Below are 20,421 nucleotides of genomic sequence, written 5' to 3'. Positions count from 1 at the left end.
AGGGCGGGGAGGCAGTCGCTACGAGGCGCTTTCCTGTTCCCTCAAGAAGTCGTCCCGGATGCCTTCCAGCAGGCGACGCATGTCGTCATCGAAGAGGGCTCCGGCCGCGAATCCGTCGAACTTTCGCACATAGATCCCGACGTCCCGCGGATCGGTGACCGCCACCTCGGCATGGACGGTCTCGACCGTGACCATACGATCGTCCCGGATGACGAAGGAGTGGGCCGGCACGTCGAACTGCTGCGCGTCGAGCGGCACGACCCGGATGTCCACGTGCGACATCCGGGATGCGGAAACGATGCGGTCCAACTGCCCGGCCATCATCGCCGCCGGCACCAATCGCCATCTGAGGACGGGCTCGGTGATCACGAATCGCAGGCTCTTGGCAGCATCGTAGAGCGTCGACTGCCTGGCCAGTCGCGCCGCGACCGCCCGTGACAGCTGGTCCTCCCCGAGGCCCTTCCGCCCGAACACCGCCCGCACGTATTCGGGTGTCTGCAGCAACCCGGGAACGATGGAGGGCTGGAAGACGCGAAGCACCCTGGTCGCGTCGTCCAGCGCTTTGATCTGCTGCTGCTTCCGATGGTGACCGAGACGTCGGACCAGGCGCCATGCCGTCGCTTCCGTGGCCTCCGAACGAGCAGCCGCCATGTACTCGGATTTGACCTCGTCCGACACTCCTATGGCGGTGAGGATGCGCTCGACGTCCACGACGGTGGGCGCCACCTTGCCGGTCTCGATCTTGCTGAGCTTGCTCGGAGACATGACGGCGCCACGGGCGACGGCCTTGGCCTCCTTTCCGGAAGCCTGCCGAAGTGCCCGTAGCGCCGTGCCGAGCTGCGTTCTGTTCACGCGCCGTACTGGGCCCACCATTCCGCGAACGGCACGGAGTGCGCCATCGCGGTGTCCCGGTACGCCCTGAACTCGTCGAGCCGCGAGGCGTCGGGGAAATCCGCGCCGAGGTACTTGCCGTTGCCGTCGTAGGTCATCGCAGCCACGGCCTCGTCATCGAAGAGCCAGAAGTCCGGCGCCTGCGGGATGGGGTTGTCCCGGCCGGTGGTGTCCAGGATGAAGAACTCCTCTCCGACCGCCATGTTGCGGTGATACCCCCAGGCGAGCTCGAAGCGAAGGTAGTCGGTGAGCGGGCGCGAGAGGACGTGGACCCGGTACATGCGCTTCCCCCCGTGGGTGGCCTCGGCCACCGTCCCGACCCAACCGGCGGTCCGGTAGTCCTCCGGCTGCGGTTCCCCCGCGAGAAACGCGCGGTAGGCGTCCACTCCACCGGACCGGCTGTAGTCGTCCAGCGTCTCCAGCCGGAACGCCTCCCGGTCGAACGCCGAGAACCAGTCCCCGAGGCTCCTAGATGAGGTTGTCACGGACAGCCTTTCGAATGAGTTCGACAGGGATCTCGACGAGCGTCTCGTGGGCCGGAAGCCGAAGACCGTCCCCGGTGATCCGATCGCCCTGAACGGCAAGGGTGCCGCGATCCGTCAGGTACAGCGTCGGGCAGTCACCGTCGTCGCATGAACCTACAAGGCGCGTGAGCTTCATAGCCGCCTCCTCGGTGGCTTGGCGTCACACCAATGCTCCCGAGGCCCCCGGGGGCCGACAAGAGATTTCCGTTTCCAACACTGGAAACCGTCCTGCCTCGAACAGGCAATCCACTCGCGCTCGGCAAGAGCGGAGACCATCAGGGCGATCAGGAAGTCGGCCGGGCCGACTTCCTGCTCCCGCAGTGGCGCGGCGCGGTTCCGGTGGCCCCCTTGCTGTTCGCAAGGGGGCCACCGGAGGAAGACCCCGGAGTAGGAAGTCGGCCTCGTCGACTTCCTACTCCGCCGAGTCTCCAGCCTCACCAGGAGGAGCGGCGGGTGGTGGGCGGTTGCCCCTCGCTCGGGCCGAGCGAGGGGCAACCGGGGTCAGGCGTGGTGGTCGAGTTCACCGGCCTTGACAGCACGGAGGAGGTCGGCGAAGGCGGCGGAGTCGGTACGGAGGACGACATCGCCGTCCTCGGACTCACGCAGTTCAACTGTTCGACTCGTCGCACGAACCTCGATACACGCGTTACTCGAACCGGAGTAGCTGGACTTCTGCCATATGGGGCTACCCATGCTTACGCACTACCTCACTCTTGACGGAACGGATGAAGTCTCGCGACTCCCCCTCCGGTAGAGCTACCGAGGCCACACTGGCAAGCACCTCGCGATAGTTCGAAAGGTCGGACGGGGTGTCGAAGAGCGGACAACCGAAGCTGATGTCGATCTGCACGGTGTCCAGTTCGGGAACCGGACCCTCGGTGTAGACGAAGTTCTCGCTCGGCCCCGGCAAGGCTTCGACATCGAACGGCACGACCCGGATGGAGATTCCCGGGTCCTCCGAGTCGTCGACGAGGGCTCCGAGCTGGTCGGCAAGCACCTTCGGTCCGCTGAACTGCATGCGCAATGCGGCTTCGTGGATGAACGCCACGTAGGGCGTCGCACCCGATCGAACGACCCGCTGCCGCTGCAGCCGGAAAGCCATCCTGGCATCGCCATCGGCCGGTGGCAGCGGCGGAACGGCACGAGCGAACACCGATGCCGCGTACGCCGAGGTTTGGAGCAGCCCAGGAAGAAAGGTGATCGAGTAGGTAGAGATCCTCCGAGCGTGCCACTCGATCGCAGCCACATCCAGCAGGTCGGTTGCCAGGCTGTCGCTGTACTCCTCCCACCAACCGGCGTCAGGCTGCTTGACCATGTCGGCGAGCGCTTCGATCAAGGACCCATTGGTGCACATGCTGGCGGCGGCGATCTCTCGCAGCCGCTCCACACTGACGGCCGACTTGCCGTTCTCCATCTGAGTCACCAGCGCAGGCGTCACCTCAAGCAGGCGGGCGAGCTGACTACCGCCGAGGCCGGCCGTCTCTCTCATCCTTCGAAGCTCGGCGCCAAGGCGGCGTTGGCGAAGGGTTGGCTTCTGACGAAGGGCCATGGCGTCCTCTCAGGCGGTTGCGACGCCAGTGTGCCGTGCCGCCTGCAACGAGAGCCACCGGGGTACAGGCAGGCAGCCTCGGGAGGCGGAGCATCCCCCTTCGGGGGGAACTTCCGAGACTTGGATTAATTTTAATAGGGGATGCGCTATGGTCGATTTCACAGCGATCAGACGGATCGTCAGTAATGCCTTTCACTGGGGCAGTAGGCGCATGCTGCCCTCTCGCACCGCAGAGCAGCCGGTCTGGGCTGGCCTCGTTCACGGTGGCGCATCCGTCGACACGCCTCCCCGCCCCCGCCTCTTCCCATGGAGGTTTGCCATGCGTGCCCTCAACCCGCCCGACTGCACCGCCGTCCGTGCCGAACTCCGTTCCCTCCTCCTCTCCGCCGGCTGGCCGCCGGAGACCATCGCCGACGCCGAACTCGCCTTCCAGGAACTCTTCGTCAACGCCTGGCAGCACGGCCTCTCCCCCGCCCCCGCCGTCCTGGTCTCCCTCCTCCCGACCACCCTGCGCGTCGCGGTCTGCGACGACTGCCCCGACCTGCCCGAGTCCCGCGCGAATGCCGATCCCTTCGCCGTCTCCGGGCGCGGGCTCCACCTCGTCCACGCGCTCACCCACCGATTCGGCGCCACCCCCACCAAGACCGGCAAGGTCACCTGGTTCGAGCTGGACGCCGCCGCGTGAACACCACCCCCTTCACCCCCCACGACCCGTACCTGCGCACCTACACCGAACCCGAGGCCACCGCCCTCCTCCGCGAACTCCACCAGCGCGGCAAGCCCTTCGGCATCCAGTGGGGCTCCGCCCACGTCAACGGCACCACCATCGACGGCCGCCTCCTCATCCACTTCGGCGACACCTCCCTCGCCACCCTCCTCAACCTCCTCGAACTCCTCCGCGAAACGAGCCGGCGATGACCACCCTCCACATCGGCGCCCTCGCCGTCCTCCTCGCCCTCGCCCTCGCCACCGTCATCACCGGCGTCCTCACCACCCTCAGGATCAACCCGCCCCCACCCCCCATCACCCGCCACGGCCGCTGGGAACTCCGCACCAACCCCGACGGCACCCCCGAATACACCTGGATCGCCCGCCAGGCCCACCACTTCAGCCCCGAAACCAACCCCGACAACCGCCGCCCCACACCCCGCTGACAACGCCCCCGGAGCAGAAAGTCGACCCCGCCGACTTCCTGCTCCACGTCGAACGGACGGGAGCTGTGCTCCGGTGGCCCCTTGCGTCAGGCAGGGGGCCGCCCACAAAGCGGCTCAGCTCCCCTGGAGTAGGAAGTCGGCCTCGTCGACTTCCCACTCCGCGCCCAGCGGAGTGGTGCTTGGCGGTGCTCGCTCACCCCGAGCGAGCACCACCAGGCAAGGTGCCCCGGAACGACAGTGGGGTGGTCGCGGCGTCCAGCCACGACCACCCCACTCTCATGGGTCCCTCTGAATCAGCTCTGGCGGCTCCGGCGCCGGCTGAAGGCGACGGTGAGGCCGCCGAGGATCAGCAGGGCGCCGCTGACCGTCGCCGTGGTGAGCACGGTGGCACCGGTGCTGGCGAGGGTGCCCGACGGCTGCCGGGGCGTTGAAGCGGCCGGAGCGGCCGGGGCCTGCGGGGCCACCGGCGCCTGGCTCGACGCGCCGGGGCCGGGCGTCTGGCCGCCACCGGTGGACGTCGGCGTCGGCGACGGCGACGAGGTCGAGGTCGGCGACGGCGACGGGGTGCTTCCGGCCGTGACCGTGTGGTCCGTCTCGCAGCCCTTCTCCGTGGCGCACCGGCCGCGCTTGTCGTCCGACGTGGTGACGACGTTGTGCAGCTGCTTGTCACCGCTGCCGCTCACGCTCACGGAGTACGTGATCGTCGCGCTGCCGCCCACCGGCAGATCACCGCTCCAGGTCAGCTTCCCGTCCTTGACCTCGGCGGTGCCGGAGGTGGCCTTGACGTCGCCGTTGTAGGTGGCGTCGTCCAGCACCTTCGACAGGTCGTCATTGACCGTCGCGCCCTTGACCTCGTCCGCCCCCTGCTGGGTGACGGTGACGCTGTAGGTCACCTTGTCGCCGGACTTCACGGCCGAGCCGGACTTCGGGTCGGCGGACTTGGAGAAGACGTAGGCCACCACGGGAGCCGGGGCCTCGTAGGTGTACTGCTGGGCCGTGCTGGTTCCGGCGGGGGTGGTGACGATGACGTCGGCCTTCCCGGCGGTGGCCGCGGCCGGCACGGTGGCGGTGATCCGGGTGTCGCTGTCGACGGTGAACGCCGTCGCGGCCGTCCCGCCGAAGGTCACCGCGGTGGCGCCGGTCAGGTCGGTACCGGTGAGGGTGACGACGGTGCCGCCCGCCAGCGGGCCGTGGTCGGGCGCAACAGCGGTCACGGCAGGCGCCGGGACGTCGTACGTGTACTGCCCGGCGGCGACGGTGCGGCCCGAGACGGTCAGGGCCACGTCGACGGCACCGGCGGCGTGCGGCGGGGCGGTCACGGTGACGGTCGAGGCGTCGACGACCTTCACGTCGCTCGCCGGGGCGCCGCCGAAGGTGACCTCGCTGGTGCCGGTCAGCCGGCTGCCGGTGATCGTCACGGTGGTGCCGCCCGCGACCGGGCCGTGGCCGGGGCTGATGCCGGTGACCGCCGGCGGGACGGGCTTGCCGACCGCCAGGCCGAACGGGCCGGTCCCGGCGGCGACGGTGGCGGTGACGGTGTTGGTCGCGGTGTCGATCACCGAGACGGTGTTCGAGGTGTTGTTGCTGACGTACACGGAGCCGCCGGCCGGGTCGACCGCCACGGCCATCGGCCGGATGCCGACCGGCACGGTGGCGACGACGGTGTTGGTCGCGACGCTCAGGACCGACACCGAGCCGGACCCGAGGTTGGCGATGTAGGCGTACTGGCCGTCCGGCGTGACGGCCACGCCCATCGGCAGGGACCCGACCGGGACGGTCGCAACGATCAGGGAGGCGAGGAGGTCGATCACCGAGACGTTGGCGGTGTTGTAGTTGGTGACGTACGCCCGCGTGCCGTCGGGGGTGATCGCCAGCCCCGCCGGGTTCCTGGCGCCGTTGGGCTGGCCGATGGTGAGGGCGACGGTGTTGCCGGCGGTGTCGATCAGTGACACCGAGTTGCTGCCGAAGTTGCCGACCAGGGCCATGCTGCCGTCCGGAGTCAGCGCGACCGAGGTCGGCAGGCTGCCGACCGGGATGGTGGCGGTGACCGCGAGGCCGGCCGTGTCGATCACGTCCACACCGCCGGCACCGTGGGCCACGTAGGCGTGCGAGCCGTCCGGTGAGAAGGCCACCGGCTGCGGGGCCCGGCCGACCGGGATGGTGGCGGTGACGGTGTTGGTCGCGGTGTCGATCACCGAGACGGAGTCGCTGCCGTTGTTGGTGACGTACACCCGCGTGCCGTCCGGCGAGAAGGCCACGCCCTCCGGCGTGGTGCCGACGGGGATGGTCGCGGCCACGGCGCCGGTCGCCGGGTCGTAGGCGGTGACCGAGTTGTCGCGCATGTTGGCGATGTACACCAGTTGAGCCGTCGGCGCCGCGTGCCCCGTCGCGGCCGGGACGACCGCGCCCAGGGTGCCGAGCACCGTGGCCGTCACCGCCGCCGCCGCACCGCGCCGCAGCCTTCGCCAACGGCCCGGGCGAGGAGCCCCGATATCGGGGACCAGTGCCATGAACTCCGCCTCTCCGCAGGTTCGTACCACCCGGCCCCCCGGCCGGGCGGCGTCAAATAGCGTCATGCTCACGGAATTTGACGATCCCTAGAATGTCGGATCACGACCGTTTCCGTCCATTCACAAGCGGAACGCGACTGTCCGTGATACCTTCCCGGCTTCCGGCCCGGCGAGAGCCGCCCCTCGCCGATCCGTGGAGCAAATAAAGGAATCGAACGGCGGATCCCCCCTTGCTACGCTGCCCGGATGGCATCGGTCAGGCAGGTTCAGGTCACCTTCGACTGCGCGGAACCCACGCGCCTCGCCCGCTTCTGGTGCGAGGTGCTGGGGTACGTCGTGCCGGGGCCGCCGGAGGGGTTCGCCACGTGGGACGACTTCGACCGCCTGCACACCCCCGAGGACCAGCCCCAGTACTTCGCCTGCAGCGACCCCACGGGCGCGGGCCCGCGCGTGCTCTTCCAGCGCGTGCCCGAGGGCAAGGTCGTCAAGAACCGGGTGCACCTCTGCGTAAGGGCAGGCACCGGGCTGGTGGGCGACGAGCGCCTGGCCGCGCTGGAGGCCGAGCGCGACCGGCTGGTCGCGCTCGGCGCGGTCTGCGAGCGGGTCATGCTCGCGGACGGGGAGTACGAGTCGTGCATCGTGATGCGGGACATTGAGGGCAACGAGTTCTGCCTCGACTGAGCCCCCTCGGCGCGGCCGCCCGCCCCGCCACCGGACGTCACCCGAACGGGTGGGCGTGACGCCGACCCCGGCGCGCCCGCCCGTACGTCCAACCGCCGCGCGATACCCCTTCGATGCACGCGCCCCCGCACCGAAACGGGTCCCCATGAAGCTCCGCCGTCCGGCGCAGGCCGCCCTGGTCCTCGCCCTCGCCTGCCCCGTCCTCCCCGCCGCCCCCGCCTGGGCGGCTCCGGCCTCCCACGGCCGGGCGGTCATCCAGCCCCCGCTCCCGGTGGAGGACTTCCCTCCCCAGGTCGAGCGGGCCTGCGAGATCTGGCTCGACCTCGGGTGGCCGACCAACCCCCGACCGGTCGACTTCCGCCTCCCCGGGCCGGAGTACATCCGCGGCAGCAACCCGTACGGCAACCGCAGCGGCGACCTCCCGCCCGGCGGCGCCTACCACGAGTACGACGTCAACCCCCGGCCGACGCCGACCACCCACCGCGACGCCGAGCGCCTGGTCCGTGACGGGGCCACCGAGCGCACCTGGTACACCTCCGACCACTACACCGACTTCCGCGAAATCTCCGATGGCTGCTGACCTGCCCGACACCCCCCTCGGTCCGGCCCGGTGGGACCTCCTGCCGGGCCGGCCCTGGGCCGGGTTCGCCACCGGCACCCACCGGCTCCGCCTGGTCCGCGGCGACCGCTGCCGCACCAGGGCGGCCCTCTTCACCGAGTGGGCCGAATCCCTCGCCTTCCCCGACTACTTCGGCCACAACTGGGACGCCTTCGAGGAGTGCCTGCACGACGCCCTCCACCCGCCCGGCGCCGGGGCCGCCGCCCACCTCCTCGTCCTCGTCGCCGCCGCCGACGACCTCCTCGCCGACGAGCGGCCCGACCAGCTCGCCACCCTGCTGGCCATCCTGGACGCGGCCGCCACCACCCCCGCCGCCGACTCGCCCCTCCGCGTGCTGTTCGCCACCACCCCGCCCCGCGCCGCCCTCACCGAACTCCGTCTCCGCTCCGCCGGCCGCGCGATCTGACCCGCGGCATCCGACCCGGGCCGTCTGACCGGGCCGCAACGCGCCCGCCGCCCGGCCGGGGAACCGCACGGCCCCGGTGCCCGCCAACCGGTGGGGATCCTCGCCCCTGCACGAGGAGTACGAGGAACGCGAGGAGAAGGCGCGGTGCGGGAGAAATTCCCCGACGCGGACGTTCGCGGTGTGTGAGGCTGGCCCGATGTCTGCAACCCTCCGCCCCATGGACGCCCGGGCCTTCCCCGCCTGGCTCGACCGCAGTCGACGCGACTACGCGAAGGACCTCGTCAGCGCCGGGCAGACGCCCGGGGACGCCCAACGGCACGCGGACGAGAGCATGGCGCGCGCCTTTCCCTCCGGCGAGCCCGGCCCGGGGCACGCGGTCTTCGACGTGCTCGACGAGGCCGGGCTGGCCGTCGGCCACCTCTGGATCGGACCGGACACGAGCGGCGACACCGCCTCCTGGTGGATCTGGGACGTCGTGATCGACGAGGACAGGCGCGGCCGGGGCCTCGGGCGCACGGCCATGCTCCTCGGCGAGGAGTACGCCCGGGCGCAGGGCGCTCGCACCCTCGGCCTCAACGTCTTCGGGTTCAACACGGGCGCGCGCGGCCTCTACGAGTCGCTCGGCTACGAGACGACCTCGGTCAAGATGCTCAAGCACCTCGGCTGAGGCCGGGGCGGCGCCGACGGATCGGGGCCCTGCACCGGTGCGGTGCAAGGCCCCCGTCCTCCCGTTCCCCGCTTGCGCGGTCAGCCGTTGGCGGCCTCCACCCGCCGCTGCTGGCGCAGCGAGATCCGGTTGCCGTCCGGGTCGGCCGCCTCGATGCGGATGCCGAAGGCGTACTCCTCCGGCGCGGGGGAGTCGAAGGCGACCCCGCGCTCGCGCCAGATCTCGAAGTCCTTCAGCAGGTCGTCCGATTCGAGGATGATCGGGCCGGGGGCGGGCACCTCGTCCCGTCCCACCGGCTGGCCGGCGGCCGCGGGGTGCGGCCAGAGGATGATCTCGAACGGGTGGCCCGGGGCGCCGACGGTCAGGAAGCGGCCTTCGGGGCCGGGGTGGTCGATGCGCTTCTCCAGTCCCAGCTGCCCGGTGTAGAAGCGCAGCGCGCGGTCCTGGTCGGTGACGTAGACGGTGACGTACATGACCCTGGTGAGCACGGTGTTGCCCTTTCCTCGGTGGTTCGGCGCGGTGTCGCCCCGCTGCCTCCCTGACGGATGCCGGCCGCCCCGTGTGACAACTCCGGAGCAGGAAGTCGGCCCGCCCGACTTCCCACTCCGCTCCCGTACCGCCACGCCCGCCGTTCCACGGCTCCGCGCCGTCGCCTCACTACCTTGTGCCGCACCGGCGGGGCCGCAACGGGGCGGCTCCGCGCCGGCCGAGAGGGAGTAAGCACATGAAGCGACGCACCGCCACCGTTCTGGGGGCCTGGCTGGCGGCGGCCGCCCTGGCCGTCGCGGTCCCGAACACCGCGTACGCGGCCCACGGGGTCCTGGTCATCGACGGTGCCGCGTACCCGGAGCCGAGCGGGTGCCTCCCGCTGGGCGACTTCGTCCGCCCGGTGGTGGCCAACCTGACCGACTCGGGCGTCCAGGTCTGGACCGCGTCGGGCTGCACGGGGGAGGTCGAGCACGTCATCGTCCCCGGCGAGATCTACGCGCCGATCGCCGGCCGGAGCGTCTACGTCCCCTGACGCCCGCGGGGCGGCGCTCGCAGGAAGTCGGCCCGTCCGGCTTCCTGCGACGACCGGCCGACGAATTGACAACTTTGGTTACCATGGCGGGGATTGTTAACTATGGTTGTCGTATGTCGACTCCCGAGATCACCCCTGACGAGCAGTCCGCCCTCGCCGCCGCCCTCCTCGACGCCCTCAATCCGCTCGCCGCGGCCGTCCGTTCCCGCGCGACGGGGCAGCCCGAGCGGCGCATGTGGGACGGTGACCCGGCCGAGGTGGCGCTTAGTGTGCTCGCCGCCTGGAAGGTGGTGGACACCGAGGTCAAGCGGCTGGCCGAGACCGCGGCCGGTACCGCCGGCTCGTACGGCGCGAGCTACGAGCAGCTGGGCGCCGCCTGGGGGATCACCCGCCAGGGCGCCCGCAAGAAGTGGCCCGACGCCGTCCCCCGCCCCTCGACCGCCCCGGACCCGGTCACCCTCGAACTCTTCGACGGCGAGGCCGAACTGACCCAGGACGCGGCCACCGGCCACTGGACCTGGACCGCCCGGGCCGCCGACGGCTCCCGGGGCACCCCCGCCCCCGACGCCGCCCCGTGCACGAGCCGTGAGGAGGCGGCCGCCTATGCCGGCGCCTACCTCCGCGCCTTCGCCCGCCCTTGAGCGGGCCTGCTGCCGCGGTCGGCGGCAGCAGGCCCGCGGGGTCACAGCCGTAGGGGCGCCGGGGCCGCCGGACCGCCGGCCGCCAGGAGCCGCGCGGCGCCCCACCAGCCGGCCGGCGCGCACGGCGGAGCGGCGAACACGAGGCGGGACACCATCGCGTACACCCGCCGGGCCGCGGGCTCCGTCCGCGGCCGGACGCGGTTCCCCGGGCTCCCGGCGCACCTCACAGCGTCCCTCCCGTCTCGGTGACGGACCACGGGACGTCCCGCATCGAGAGATCCCCCGCCTGCTCGCCGACGGGGTCGCCGAGGGCGTCCGCCCCCGCGGACAGCTCGGCGTAGAACGCGTCCCGGTTCTCGTGCACGTCGGCCCCCCGACCCCCTGCTGGTTCTGCGGCCGCGCCCCCCGGATCGGCCGCCCGAACTCCTGCATGCGTCTTCCCTTCCGTGACAAGGCCGGTGGTCCGTCGGTGGACGGACGGCCACCGGCCCGCGAGGCTCCTCTCTGGCGCCCCGACCCGGACCCGCGACCCGGACCCGCGGGCCGGCCTCCCGGCCGGCCCGCGGACCCTGGACGCGGACCCAGTCAGTCGGCTTCCCGGCGCGGCAGGGGGATCGGCGCCGACCGGGCCCGCTCGTTCGCCCGCCTCAGTTCGCGGGAGACGGTGGACGCGGAGATCCCGAGCGTCTCGGCGATCTCCGTCCCCTTCCAGAGCCAGATGTGGTGGAGTTCCCAGATCCTCGCCTGCCGCTGATCGCCGCTGGCCTTCCGGACGATCCGCAGCAGCTCCTCGAACTCCAGGCGGGCGCCCGGGTGGCCGTCGCCGGGCTCCCCGGCCGTCGCGGGCCGGCTCCCGTCGGGGATCTCCGGGACCGGTTCCTCCCTGCGGACGGCGGCCGACCTCCAGTGGTCGATGGCCAACCGGCGCGCCACGGTGGTGGCGTAGGCGATCACCGGCCGATGGAACACCGTCCCCTCGTGCGGCGCGGAGCCCGGCGCCGGGCCGCCTCCCCCGGCCTGTCGCGCCGCCGTTGAGGCCGCGCGGAAACGGGCCCTTCGACCCGTCGTCCCCTACGTCCCGGGACCGATGGCCGGAGCGGCCGGGTCCGCTTGGATGGGGGCGTGGACGAACTCCCGAAGGACCCCGAAGGCCTCACCCCCGATCAGGTGGCGGCGTACCTCGACCGGATCGGGGCCGAGCGGCCCGGGCGGGCGGGTGCCGCGGAGCCCGCACGCACTTCGGCATCGTCCTGGACCGCCTCCCGACCGCCCCCTGACGCCGGTCCGCGGCCCTGCCGCCCTACAGCAGGCCGAGGTGGTCGAGGCCCAGGTAGGCCGGGCCCACGTCGGTGAGCCGGCCGTGGTGCAGCACGGTGGACCGGAACTCCGCGAGGTCCATCAGCACCACCTCGATGAACTCGTTGCGGTCGTGCGCGAGCCGGGCGGTGGGGGTGCAGTCGGTGGCGACGCAGGCGTAGCGCACGCCGTTGGAGTAGGCGTCGTGCCAGGTGGCGGTGACGAGTTCGACCCTGCCCCGGTAGCCGGTCTCCTCGGCGAGCTCGCGGGCGGCGGCGTGCTCGGGCGACTCGCCCGCGTCGACCACGCCGCCCGGCAGCTCGTACAGCACGGTCTGCGGGCCGGGCCGGAACTGGCGGGTCAGCACGATGCGCCGGTCCGGCGTCAGGGCGACGACGGCCGCGGCCGCGTACTCGTTGGCGAGGTGGTAGACCTCCTCGCGGCCGTCGGGCATCTCGAAGGTCACCCGGTCGGCGCCGCGCCCGTACGCGCTGTGGATCTGCTCCCGGTGGAGCTCCCGCCAGTGTGCGTCGCCCATCGGCGCGGGCTCCTTCCGTGCGGTGTGCCTGCGGTGCCCTGTGGTGCCCCTGCGGTGTGCCTGCGGTGCCCCTGCGGTGCGGCAGCGGCGCGTTCGCGGCGCGCGCCGGTGGTCGGGGGCGCGCACGGCGTCGTGTGCAGGCGCAGAATAGCCGCGCGCCGCCCCCTCCGGGGGGATTCATCGGAATCACGCGCCGCGACCAACCGTGCACCATATGCTGCGCGAGGCGCGGCCGGCCCGCCACCGGGGTGGCCGTGAGCCGTTCAACTCCGTTTCGCGGCAAGGTGGTTCACCCATGAGGCAGAAGAGTCGGCGCAAGGACGACGGTGAGGTGACCTTCGAGCAGGTGACCGTCCTCTCCTTCGAGCCGCAGGGCGACCTCCGGGTCGACAGGGACGGCCGGGTCCTGTTGCTGGGCGAGCCCGCCAGTCTCACCCGCATCCCGGTGCGGATCGCCCGCGAGGGCATGACGATCAAGCACGTCGCGGGCTACTGGGTCACCTGGGCCGAGTGGTTCGGCCCCGACGACATCCGCAACCACGCCCGCTGGGTCGCCGACGAGGAGTACGTGCAGCCGGACGGGGGCGGCCTCGACGGGCGGCTGGAGGTCACGGTGTCCGCGTACTGGGCGGTGGAGATCGAGCCGCACCGGGCGCGGCTGCGGACCAGCGAGGCCGTGGTCACCTTCCCGCCGGGGGAGGGGCTGCGCGAACTCGTCCTGGAGCGCCCCCAGCCGCAGCACCCGGCCACCCTCGTCGTCCATCTGACGCGCGCCGGCTGGACGGACGGGCGCGGCGGCCAGGTGATCCACCACGGCTTCGCGGGCGAGCGGGAGGGCGTCGCGGGGGAGGGTGAGCGCTGGCGGGGCGAGCCCGTCCACCGGTACGCGGAGTGCGCGACCGGCCACCTCCCGGGCGTGGCGGCCCGCTGAGCTTTCACCGTCCGCCGGCTCGGCCGGGCGCCCGCACCCCCGCCGTACCCGAGGCCGCACCGGCGACCGAGTCGTCTTCGTCGCCCCCGCCGGGCCCGGTCGGCCACCCCGCCCGCAGGCCCACCCTGCGGGCGGGGGCGCCGGCCCAGACCTCGCCCGGCCCGGTCGAGCGGGTCAGCACGGCGTTCGCGCCCACGACGGTCCCCGCGCCGACGGTCAGCACGCCCTCCTTGCAGACCACCTTGGCCCCCGCGCACAGCACCGCGCCGTCCTCCACCACCACCCGCCGCATCGCGCTCTCCTCCTGCGGCACCCACGGGTCGGCCCGCCCGACGGTCACGCCGTTGTACAGCGTCACCCCGGCGCCGAGCGTCGTGTACGGGTGCAGCACGGTCCCGAAGCCCCGGTGGAACACGATGAGCCCGGGCCCGATCTCGGCGGCGGCCGGCACCTCCATCCCGTAGAACGCGAGCGCCTCCTGGACCAGGCGGCCCAGGAGGCGGTGGCGGCGGCGGTAGATCAGCGCGGTGACGAGTGACATCCGCCCATTGTGTCGGCGCCGTCACGGCGAGTCACGCACCCGCGGGGGGCGGCGCAGCCCGTCGGAGGCGGCTACTTCACGTCCGGCACGGCGGTGTCGTTGCGGAAGGCGTCGAAGACCTGCTTGGCCTTCGCGGTGTCCCACTTCACCGCCGACTCCCCGGTGTTGGTCTTGAAGTCCGGGTTGGCGATCGGCACGGTGATGCTCTTGCCGCTGCCGCCGTTGACGTCCTTCATGGCGAGGAACAGCGAGCCCAGGTCGGTCAGCCCGGCGTCGTCGTCGACGATCAGCGTGCCGAGGCCGGAGGAGACCAGCGGGTAGAACGTGAACGGGTTGAGCACGGTGGCCGGCGAGGCCGCCTGCTTGGCCAGCGCGCCGAGGAACTTCTGCTGGTTGCGCATCCGGCCGAGGTCCTGGTCGGCCATCTGGTGGCGCTGGCGGACGAAGGCGAGCGCCTCGGTGCCGTCGAGGGTCTGGCAGCCGGCCTTGAGGTCGAGCCCGGAGTCCTTGTCCTTGACGTCCTGCTCGATGCACATGTCCACGCCGCCGACCGAGTCGACGATGCCCACGAAGCCGGCGAAGCCGATCTCGGCGTAGTGGTCGATGCGGATGCCCGTGTTCGTCTCGACGGTCTGCGCGAGCAGCTTGCCGCCGCCCGTCGCGAACGCGGAGTTGATCTTCGCGGTGGTCGCCTTGACGGGCTTGCCGTTCTCGCCGGTGTGCTCGGGGATCGGCACCCAGGAGTCGCGCGGGATGCTCATCAGGGTGTTCCCGTTGTCCCCGACGTGCAGGATCATCATCGAGTCGCTGCGCTTGCCGCCCGCGTGGCCGGTGTGCAGGTCCTCCTCCTGGGCGTCGGAGAGGCCGTTGCGGCTGTCGGAGCCGACGATCAGCCAGTTGGTGCCCTTGCCCGCGGCCGGCCGGCCGGGGTAGTCGGCGAGCACCTTCTCGTGGTTGAGCTTGGAGTCCGCCCAGAACCAGGTGGAGACGGCGGTGACCATCAGGGCGATCAGCACCCCGAAGACCGACCACTTGACGATCCGGCGCCGGGGCCAGCGCGAGGGTCTGGCGGCGGGCGACTGCGGCCCGCCGGGGGATATCGGCCCGCCGGGCGTACCGGGGCCGCCGGAACCCTGCGACGGCACCCCCGGCCGGCCCGGCTGTCCGGGCTGCCCGTGGCCCTGCCCCTGGCCGGGGCCGTAGCCCGGCGCGGGCCCGAACCCGGGCGCCTGCGGCTGCCGCGCCTGCTGTCCGGGCTGCCCCTGCGGCCGGGCCTGGGGCTGCTGCGGCTGGGGCTGCCGGGGCGCCGGCGCGCCCGGCCCGCGCGGGTTCAGCGAGGCGGGCAGCGGCGGCTCGGCGCCGCCGCCGTTGCCGTACGCGCCGCCACCGCCACCGTTGCCGCCGCCGTACGGGTTCCCGCCGCCGCCCGGGCGGCCCTCCTGCCACGTGTTCATGTGGGAGAGGATGCCCGACGCCGGGGCCGGTGACTCCCCCCGGGGCCCCCACCAGGGCCCTTGTAGCAGTTTTGATGCACGCACCGGATCGTTCCGCGGCAGGGCGGCGACGGCCCGCGCCCCGCGCCGCCGTCTCACCGTCCGTCTCACCTGGTGTTCGCCTGGCGGGACGATCCTTGACCGTCCCGAACGGTGCGTGTTTGCATGACTGCCATGGATCAGCGATGGACCCTCACGCGTCGGCGGCACGTCGACCTTCTGCGTGTGTCCTGTTCGCTCTGTTGTGGCTGACGCACACCCGTCGAACCCCACCACCGTCCTCCTCCCCCCTTCTCGACGCTGCCCACGCAGTGCGCTCACCGCTGCCCGCCGGTAGGCCGGTCCCGGTCCGCCCGGCGGTCCCCGCCCGGTCCTCCCGCGCCCGTTGAGCGCCCCGTGCTGCCGAAGCGCCGCCCCGCTTCCTCCCCGAGGTGAACCCATGGCCACCATCCTGTCCGTCTCCGGCTCCCCGTCCCCGACCTCCCGCACCACCCGTCTGCTGCGCCTCGTCGACGCGCGGCTGGAGGAGCGCGGCCACCGCGTCGTCCCCTTCGAGGTGCGCAGCCTGCCCGCGCAGGCGCTGCTCTCCGCCGACCTGTCGCACCCCGAGCTGGCCGCCGCCCTGGAGCTCTTCGCCGAGGCCGACGGCGTGGTGATCGGCACCCCGGTCTACAAGGCCGCGTACTCGGGCCTGCTCAAGGCGCTGCTGGACGTGCTGCCGCAGTACGCGCTGCGCGACAAGGCCGTCCTGCCGCTCGCCACCGGCGGCTCCACCGCGCACGTGCTGGCGGTGGACTACGCGCTGCGGCCGGTGCTCAGCTCGATGGGGGCCGACCACATCACCCAGGGCTGGTTCGTGCTGGACCGTCACATCACCGTCCGGGAGGACGGAACGACCGTGATCGAGCGCGAGACCGACGTGCTGCTGCGGCCGGTCGTGGAGGCGTTCGCGGCCGCCCTGGACCGCCGGGCCGCCCCGGCGCTGGCCTGCTGACACCCCTGCCCGGGCGCTCCGGCGTCCGGGCCCCGACGTCCTGAAGCCCCGGCTCCGGCGCCCCGCGCGGCCGACCCCCGGGCCCCTTCGGACCACCTCGGGCCCCGTCCGGCGAACCGCCGGGCGGGGCCTCCTTACGGGCGGACCCTGACCGGGCCCCGGCCGACCCCTAGGGGGCGGGGTCTGCCACCCCGTACAACTCCGGTTGGGCCGCTTCCTCCCGGCGGATGACGAGGCGCCGGGCGCCGACTCCTAACGTTGTCCATGTCCCCGCCCGTCCGAGGCGGACCCGGTGCGATCGGGTCCGGGTCCCCGGTGCACCGGCAGGGTGAAGCTAACTCCCGGTCGAAAACTATCCCCTGCGCGATGTCGCCGGACGGGTGGAACGCACGAGGCTGGGGGGCAACGGGTGGGCCCACTTCTTAGGAGACGACAGTGACGACGGCAGCAGCAGCCGTGTACGACCCCCAGCTTCCCGGCGGTGCCGCCGCCGTCGCCGCCTCGGCCCGTCAGGTGACCAAGGCCTACGGCTCCGGCGAGACCAGGGTCACCGCCCTGGACGCGGTCGACGTCGACATCCAGCGCGGCCGCTTCACCGCGATCATGGGCCCCTCGGGTTCCGGCAAGTCGACCCTGATGCACTGCCTGGCCGGTCTGGACACGGTGACCGAGGGGCGGATCTGGATCGGCGAGGCCGAGGTCACCGGGCTGAAGGACAAGCAGCTCACCAGGCTGCGCCGGGACAAGATCGGCTTCATCTTCCAGGCGTTCAACCTCCTGCCGACGCTGAACGCGCTGGAGAACATCACGCTCCCGATGGACATCGCCGGCCGCAAGCCGGACCAGGCCTGGCTGGACCGGGTGGTGGAGACGGTCGGCCTCTCGGGCCGGCTGAAGCACCGCCCGACGCAGCTCTCCGGCGGCCAGCAGCAGCGCGTCGCGGTGGCCCGGGCGCTGGCCGCGCGTCCCGAGATCATCTTCGGTGACGAGCCCACCGGGAACCTCGACTCCCGCTCCGGCGCCGAGGTGCTCTCCTTCCTGCGCCGCAGTGTCGACGAGCTGGGCCAGACCATCGTGATGGTCACCCACGACCCGGTCGCCGCCGGTTACGCGGACCGCGTGCTGTTCCTCGCCGACGGTGTGATCGTCGACGAGATGCACGCCCCGACGGCCGACTCCGTCCTTGAGCGCATGCGCCGTTTCGACGGCAAGCGCACCAGCTGAGCGGGCAGGGACGGACAGGATCATGCTGCTCAAGACGTCACTGCGGAGCTTCTTCGCCCACAAGGGGCGGATGCTGCTCTCCCTGATCGCGGTCGTGCTCTCGGTCGCGTTCGTGTCCGGGACGCTGGTGTTCTCCAACACCGCGACCAGCACCTTCGACAAGCTCTTCGCCTCGACCGCCTCCGACCTCTCGGTCCAGCCCGCCAAGCCGGAGCTCGGCGACGACCCGCGGGCGAAGACGCTGACCGTGCCCGCCGACAGCGTCGGCAAGGTCGCCGCGATCCCCGGGGTGAGGACGGCGGTCGGCCAGGTGGCGGTCCAGAGCGCCACCCTGGCGGACCCGGCCACCAACAAGCGGGTGGGGCCGACCTCCGGTGCCCCGACCATCGTCGGCAACTGGGCGGACACCCCGCGCAACGCGGTCGAGATCACCTCCGGCCACGCTCCGCAGGGCGCCGACCAGGTCGTCGTCGACGCCGACACCGCCAAGAAGGCCAAGCTCGCGATGGGCGGCCGGCTGCGCCTGATCACCACCGACAAGCACGACTTCACCATCGTCGGCATCGCCGCCTTCAAGACCACCAACCCGGGTGCGGCGCTGGCCTTCCTGGACACCGCCACCGCGCAGAAGGTGCTGCTCGGGCAGAGCGCGTACACCTCGGTCGAGGTGTTCGGCGACGGCAGCCGCACCGACGAGCAGCTCAAGGCCGCCGCGCTGGCCGGCCTCGGATCCGGTGTCCAGGCGAAGACGGCCGCCGAGCAGAAGGCGGAGAACGCCGACAGCGTCGGCTCCTTCCTCAACTTCATGAAGTACGCGATGCTCGGCTTCGCCGGCATCTCGCTGCTGGTCGGCGGCTTCCTGATCATCAACACCTTCTCGATGCTGGTCGCCCAGCGCACCCGGGAGATCGGCCTGCTGCGCGCCGTCGGCGGCAGCCGCAGGCAGGTCAACCGCTCGGTGCTGGTGGAGGCGCTGCTCCTGGGCGCGGCCGGCTCCACGCTGGGCATCGGCGCCGGCCTGGGCCTGGCGGTCGGGCTGATCCAGCTGATGAACGCGGTCGACATGCACCTCGACGCCGGGGACCTGAAGATCGGCGCGGACGTGTTCATAGCCGGGTACGCGGTGGGCGTCGTGATCACCGTGCTCGCGGCCTGGATCCCGGCCCGCCGGGCCAGCCGGATCGCGCCGATCGCCGCGCTGCGCGACCACGGCACCCCGGCCGAGCCCCGCTCCAACACCATCCGGGCGGTCATCGGCCTGGTGCTCACGGCCGGCGGCGGCGGTCTGCTGGTGCTGGCCGCCGGCGCGAAGGAGATGGCCACCGGCGGCCGGTACATCGGGCTGGGCGTGGTGCTCACCCTGGTCGGGTTCGTCGTCCTCGGCCCGCTGCTGGCCACCACCCTGGTGCGGGTGCTCGGCGCCGTGCTGCCCGCCCTGTTCGGCCCGTCCGGCAAGCTCGCCCAGCGCAACGCCATGCGCAACCCGCGCCGCACCGGTGCGACGGCGGCCGCGCTGATGATCGGTCTGGCGCTGGTGATCGGCGCCTCGGTCTTCACCTCCACGGTGATCAAGTCCACCAATGTGCAGATCGACCGCTCGGTGGGCGCCGACTACATCATCACGGGCGGGCAGAACGGCCTCTCCCAGGAGATCGTCGACGCCGTCCGCAAGACCTCCGGCATCGACCACGTCACGGAGCAGAAGTACCTGCCCGCGCGTTTCACCGCACCGGACGGCAAGACCTCGGAGGAGGGCGTCTCGGCGGTCTCCGCGAAGTTCACCGAGGACTTCCGGCTGCCGGTCAAGGAGGGCAGCGCCGACTCGATCAAGCAGGGGGCGCTGGCGATCGGCGAGGACTACGCCAAGGACCGCGGCCTCCGGATCGGCGACAGCCTCAAGATCGAATACGGCCAGGGCCGGGTCCAGTCGCTGCCGGTCGGCGTCATCATGACGAAGGGCAACTCGCTCTTCGACGGCAACACCTTCGCCTCGATCGAGGCCGTCAGCAAGGCGGTGCCGGCCGCCGACCAGCCGGCGGACGCCGTGCTCTTCGGCAAGGCCGCGGCCGGAACCGACGTCGCCGGGACGCTCACCGCCCTGGAGGGCGCGCTCAAGGAGTACCCGCAGGCCTCGGTCCGCGACCAGGCCGGGTACAAGGACCTCGTCCAGTCGCAGGTCAACACCCTGCTCTACATGATCTACGGGTTGCTCGGCCTGGCGATCGTGGTCGCGGTGCTCGGCGTGGTCAACACCCTGGCGCTCTCGGTGGTCGAGCGGACCCGCGAGATCGGCCTGCTGCGGGCGATCGGGCTCTCCCGCCGCCAGCTGCGCCGGATGATCCGCCTGGAGTCCGTGGTGATCGCCCTGTTCGGCGCCGTGCTCGGCACCGTGCTCGGCCTGGCCTGGGGCATCACCGGCCAGCGGGTGCTGCGGACGCAGGGGCTGGAGGCGCTCTCCGTCCCGGTCGCCACGATCGTCTTCACCCTCGCGGCCTCGGTGGTCATCGGCCTGCTGGCCGCCCTGGTCCCGGCCTTCCGGGCGGGTCGGATGAACGTCCTCGCGGCGATCGCGACGGACTGACCGGAGGCGACCTCCGGATCGGGGGACCGGGGGTCGCGCCGGAGGAAGAGGGGGGACGGGGGAACCGGGGGGGCCGGGGGAGGGGGGAGGGTGCCCCGGGGCCCCATCCCCCACACCCTTTCGCCCCCACCCGGCCGCGAAAGCGCGCACGGGCCGATGG

26 protein-coding genes are annotated in these 20,421 nt (G+C 72.2%); 14 read left to right on the top strand and 12 right to left on the bottom strand.

Annotated features, from left to right (window positions below; all coding sequences use genetic code 11):
* Positions 1-18: 18 nt before the first annotated feature.
* From ACFVFS_RS07930 to ACFVFS_RS07910, 5 genes are all read right to left on the bottom strand, one after another.
* The gene (locus tag ACFVFS_RS07930; RefSeq protein WP_380621359.1) at positions 19-852 is read right to left on the bottom strand and encodes a helix-turn-helix domain-containing protein; all 834 of its coding nucleotides are present in this window, start codon (positions 850-852) and stop codon (positions 19-21) included.
* Entirely contained in the window at positions 849-1,376 is a 528-nt protein-coding gene (locus tag ACFVFS_RS07925) for a DUF6879 family protein (protein WP_380621357.1), read from the bottom strand. Before ACFVFS_RS07925 ends, ACFVFS_RS07930 begins: the two co-directional genes overlap by 4 nt.
* On the bottom strand, positions 1,360-1,551 hold the full coding sequence (locus ACFVFS_RS07920; protein ID WP_380621355.1) for a hypothetical protein: 192 nt from the start codon (positions 1,549-1,551) through the stop codon (positions 1,360-1,362). The genes ACFVFS_RS07925 and ACFVFS_RS07920 overlap by 17 nt, the downstream gene beginning before the upstream one ends.
* Before the next feature lie 365 nt (positions 1,552-1,916).
* Positions 1,917-2,108 (bottom strand): DUF397 domain-containing protein, encoded by a 192-nt coding sequence (locus ACFVFS_RS07915; RefSeq protein WP_380621353.1) that lies wholly within the window; start codon positions 2,106-2,108, stop codon positions 1,917-1,919.
* On the bottom strand, positions 2,101-2,964 hold the full coding sequence (locus ACFVFS_RS07910; protein ID WP_380621352.1) for a helix-turn-helix domain-containing protein: 864 nt from the start codon (positions 2,962-2,964) through the stop codon (positions 2,101-2,103). Before ACFVFS_RS07910 ends, ACFVFS_RS07915 begins: the two co-directional genes overlap by 8 nt.
* Positions 2,965-3,283: 319 nt before the next feature.
* Here ACFVFS_RS07910 and ACFVFS_RS07905 point away from each other — a divergent pair, with 319 nt between their 5' ends.
* From ACFVFS_RS07905 to ACFVFS_RS07895, 3 genes are read left to right on the top strand one after another with little or no spacing between them, the layout of a single operon-like run.
* Positions 3,284-3,649, top strand: a complete 366-nt coding sequence (locus tag ACFVFS_RS07905) for an ATP-binding protein (protein ID WP_380621350.1) — start codon at positions 3,284-3,286, stop codon at positions 3,647-3,649.
* Positions 3,646-3,882: a hypothetical protein gene (locus ACFVFS_RS07900; RefSeq protein ID WP_380621348.1), complete on the top strand. Its 237-nt coding sequence runs from the start codon at positions 3,646-3,648 to the stop codon at positions 3,880-3,882. Before ACFVFS_RS07905 ends, ACFVFS_RS07900 begins: the two co-directional genes overlap by 4 nt.
* A complete protein-coding gene (locus ACFVFS_RS07895; protein ID WP_380621346.1) occupies positions 3,879-4,118 on the top strand; it encodes a hypothetical protein in 240 nt (79 codons plus the stop codon). Before ACFVFS_RS07900 ends, ACFVFS_RS07895 begins: the two co-directional genes overlap by 4 nt.
* 293 nt (positions 4,119-4,411) lie before the next feature.
* Here the strand turns inward: ACFVFS_RS07895 and ACFVFS_RS07890 are convergent, their stop codons facing one another.
* The gene (locus ACFVFS_RS07890; protein WP_380621344.1) at positions 4,412-6,553 is read right to left on the bottom strand and encodes an IPT/TIG domain-containing protein; all 2,142 of its coding nucleotides are present in this window, start codon (positions 6,551-6,553) and stop codon (positions 4,412-4,414) included.
* 321 nt (positions 6,554-6,874) lie between these two features.
* Here ACFVFS_RS07890 and ACFVFS_RS07885 point away from each other — a divergent pair, with 321 nt between their 5' ends.
* The 4 genes from ACFVFS_RS07885 (at position 6,875) to ACFVFS_RS07870 (ending at position 9,001) form a co-directional block, all read left to right on the top strand.
* A complete protein-coding gene (locus ACFVFS_RS07885; protein ID WP_380621342.1) occupies positions 6,875-7,309 on the top strand; it encodes a VOC family protein in 435 nt (144 codons plus the stop codon).
* Positions 7,310-7,454: 145 nt separating this feature from the next.
* Positions 7,455-7,889 carry a ribonuclease domain-containing protein gene (locus ACFVFS_RS07880; protein ID WP_380621340.1) on the top strand — a complete coding sequence of 145 codons (435 nt, stop codon included), beginning with the start codon at positions 7,455-7,457 and terminating at the stop codon, positions 7,887-7,889.
* Positions 7,879-8,334, top strand: coding sequence for a barstar family protein (locus ACFVFS_RS07875; protein ID WP_380621338.1), 456 nt, complete (start codon positions 7,879-7,881; stop codon positions 8,332-8,334). Before ACFVFS_RS07880 ends, ACFVFS_RS07875 begins: the two co-directional genes overlap by 11 nt.
* Positions 8,335-8,530: 196 nt before the next feature.
* Positions 8,531-9,001: a GNAT family N-acetyltransferase gene (locus ACFVFS_RS07870; protein WP_380621336.1), complete on the top strand. Its 471-nt coding sequence runs from the start codon at positions 8,531-8,533 to the stop codon at positions 8,999-9,001.
* Positions 9,002-9,081: 80 nt separating this feature from the next.
* Here ACFVFS_RS07870 and ACFVFS_RS07865 read toward each other — a convergent pair whose 3' ends face one another.
* A complete protein-coding gene (locus tag ACFVFS_RS07865) occupies positions 9,082-9,489 on the bottom strand; it encodes a VOC family protein (RefSeq protein WP_380621334.1) in 408 nt (135 codons plus the stop codon).
* Between the two features lie 236 nt (positions 9,490-9,725).
* Here ACFVFS_RS07865 and ACFVFS_RS07860 point away from each other — a divergent pair, with 236 nt between their 5' ends.
* Positions 9,726-10,022, top strand: a complete 297-nt coding sequence (locus tag ACFVFS_RS07860; protein ID WP_380621332.1) for a hypothetical protein — start codon at positions 9,726-9,728, stop codon at positions 10,020-10,022.
* Positions 10,023-10,135: 113 nt separating this feature from the next.
* Entirely contained in the window at positions 10,136-10,663 is a 528-nt protein-coding gene (locus tag ACFVFS_RS07855) for a hypothetical protein (protein WP_380621331.1), read from the top strand.
* A gap of 223 nt (positions 10,664-10,886) precedes the next feature.
* On the opposite strand, the gene ACFVFS_RS07850 is transcribed toward ACFVFS_RS07855, so the two are convergent.
* The 3 genes from ACFVFS_RS07850 to ACFVFS_RS07840 all read right to left on the bottom strand — a co-directional run bounded on the left by ACFVFS_RS07850 (position 10,887) and on the right by ACFVFS_RS07840 (position 12,497).
* Entirely contained in the window at positions 10,887-11,027 is a 141-nt protein-coding gene (locus ACFVFS_RS07850) for a hypothetical protein (protein ID WP_380621329.1), read from the bottom strand.
* A gap of 221 nt (positions 11,028-11,248) precedes the next feature.
* The gene (locus ACFVFS_RS07845) at positions 11,249-11,617 is read right to left on the bottom strand and encodes an RNA polymerase sigma factor (RefSeq protein ID WP_380621327.1); all 369 of its coding nucleotides are present in this window, start codon (positions 11,615-11,617) and stop codon (positions 11,249-11,251) included.
* A gap of 346 nt (positions 11,618-11,963) precedes the next feature.
* Positions 11,964-12,497, bottom strand: a complete 534-nt coding sequence (locus ACFVFS_RS07840; RefSeq protein WP_380621325.1) for an NUDIX hydrolase — start codon at positions 12,495-12,497, stop codon at positions 11,964-11,966.
* Between the two features lie 295 nt (positions 12,498-12,792).
* Here ACFVFS_RS07840 and ACFVFS_RS07835 point away from each other — a divergent pair, with 295 nt between their 5' ends.
* Positions 12,793-13,428 (top strand): hypothetical protein, encoded by a 636-nt coding sequence (locus ACFVFS_RS07835; RefSeq protein ID WP_380621323.1) that lies wholly within the window; start codon positions 12,793-12,795, stop codon positions 13,426-13,428.
* A gap of 4 nt (positions 13,429-13,432) precedes the next feature.
* Here ACFVFS_RS07835 and ACFVFS_RS07830 read toward each other — a convergent pair whose 3' ends face one another.
* Positions 13,433-13,969 (bottom strand): hypothetical protein, encoded by a 537-nt coding sequence (locus ACFVFS_RS07830; RefSeq protein WP_380621321.1) that lies wholly within the window; start codon positions 13,967-13,969, stop codon positions 13,433-13,435.
* A gap of 71 nt (positions 13,970-14,040) precedes the next feature.
* Positions 14,041-15,423, bottom strand: coding sequence for an LCP family protein (locus ACFVFS_RS07825; RefSeq protein ID WP_380621319.1), 1,383 nt, complete (start codon positions 15,421-15,423; stop codon positions 14,041-14,043).
* Positions 15,424-15,627: 204 nt separating this feature from the next.
* Here ACFVFS_RS07825 and ACFVFS_RS07820 point away from each other — a divergent pair, with 204 nt between their 5' ends.
* The 4 genes from ACFVFS_RS07820 to ACFVFS_RS07805 all read left to right on the top strand — a co-directional run bounded on the left by ACFVFS_RS07820 (position 15,628) and on the right by ACFVFS_RS07805 (position 20,261).
* On the top strand, positions 15,628-15,714 hold the full coding sequence (locus ACFVFS_RS07820; protein ID WP_350554585.1) for a putative leader peptide: 87 nt from the start codon (positions 15,628-15,630) through the stop codon (positions 15,712-15,714).
* Between the two features lie 187 nt (positions 15,715-15,901).
* Positions 15,902-16,456 carry an NADPH-dependent FMN reductase gene (gene ssuE, locus ACFVFS_RS07815; protein WP_380621317.1) on the top strand — a complete coding sequence of 185 codons (555 nt, stop codon included), beginning with the start codon at positions 15,902-15,904 and terminating at the stop codon, positions 16,454-16,456.
* Positions 16,457-16,891: 435 nt separating this feature from the next.
* On the top strand, positions 16,892-17,680 hold the full coding sequence (locus ACFVFS_RS07810; protein ID WP_380621315.1) for an ABC transporter ATP-binding protein: 789 nt from the start codon (positions 16,892-16,894) through the stop codon (positions 17,678-17,680).
* Between the two features lie 22 nt (positions 17,681-17,702).
* On the top strand, positions 17,703-20,261 hold the full coding sequence (locus tag ACFVFS_RS07805; protein ID WP_380621313.1) for an ABC transporter permease: 2,559 nt from the start codon (positions 17,703-17,705) through the stop codon (positions 20,259-20,261).
* Positions 20,262-20,421: the final 160 nt, after the last annotated feature.

Origin of the sequence: Kitasatospora sp. NPDC057692 (assembly GCF_042799475.1) — a bacterium.
Classification (GTDB): Bacteria; Actinomycetota; Actinomycetes; order Streptomycetales; family Streptomycetaceae; genus Kitasatospora.
This window is presented reverse-complemented; position numbering and strand designations above follow the sequence as displayed.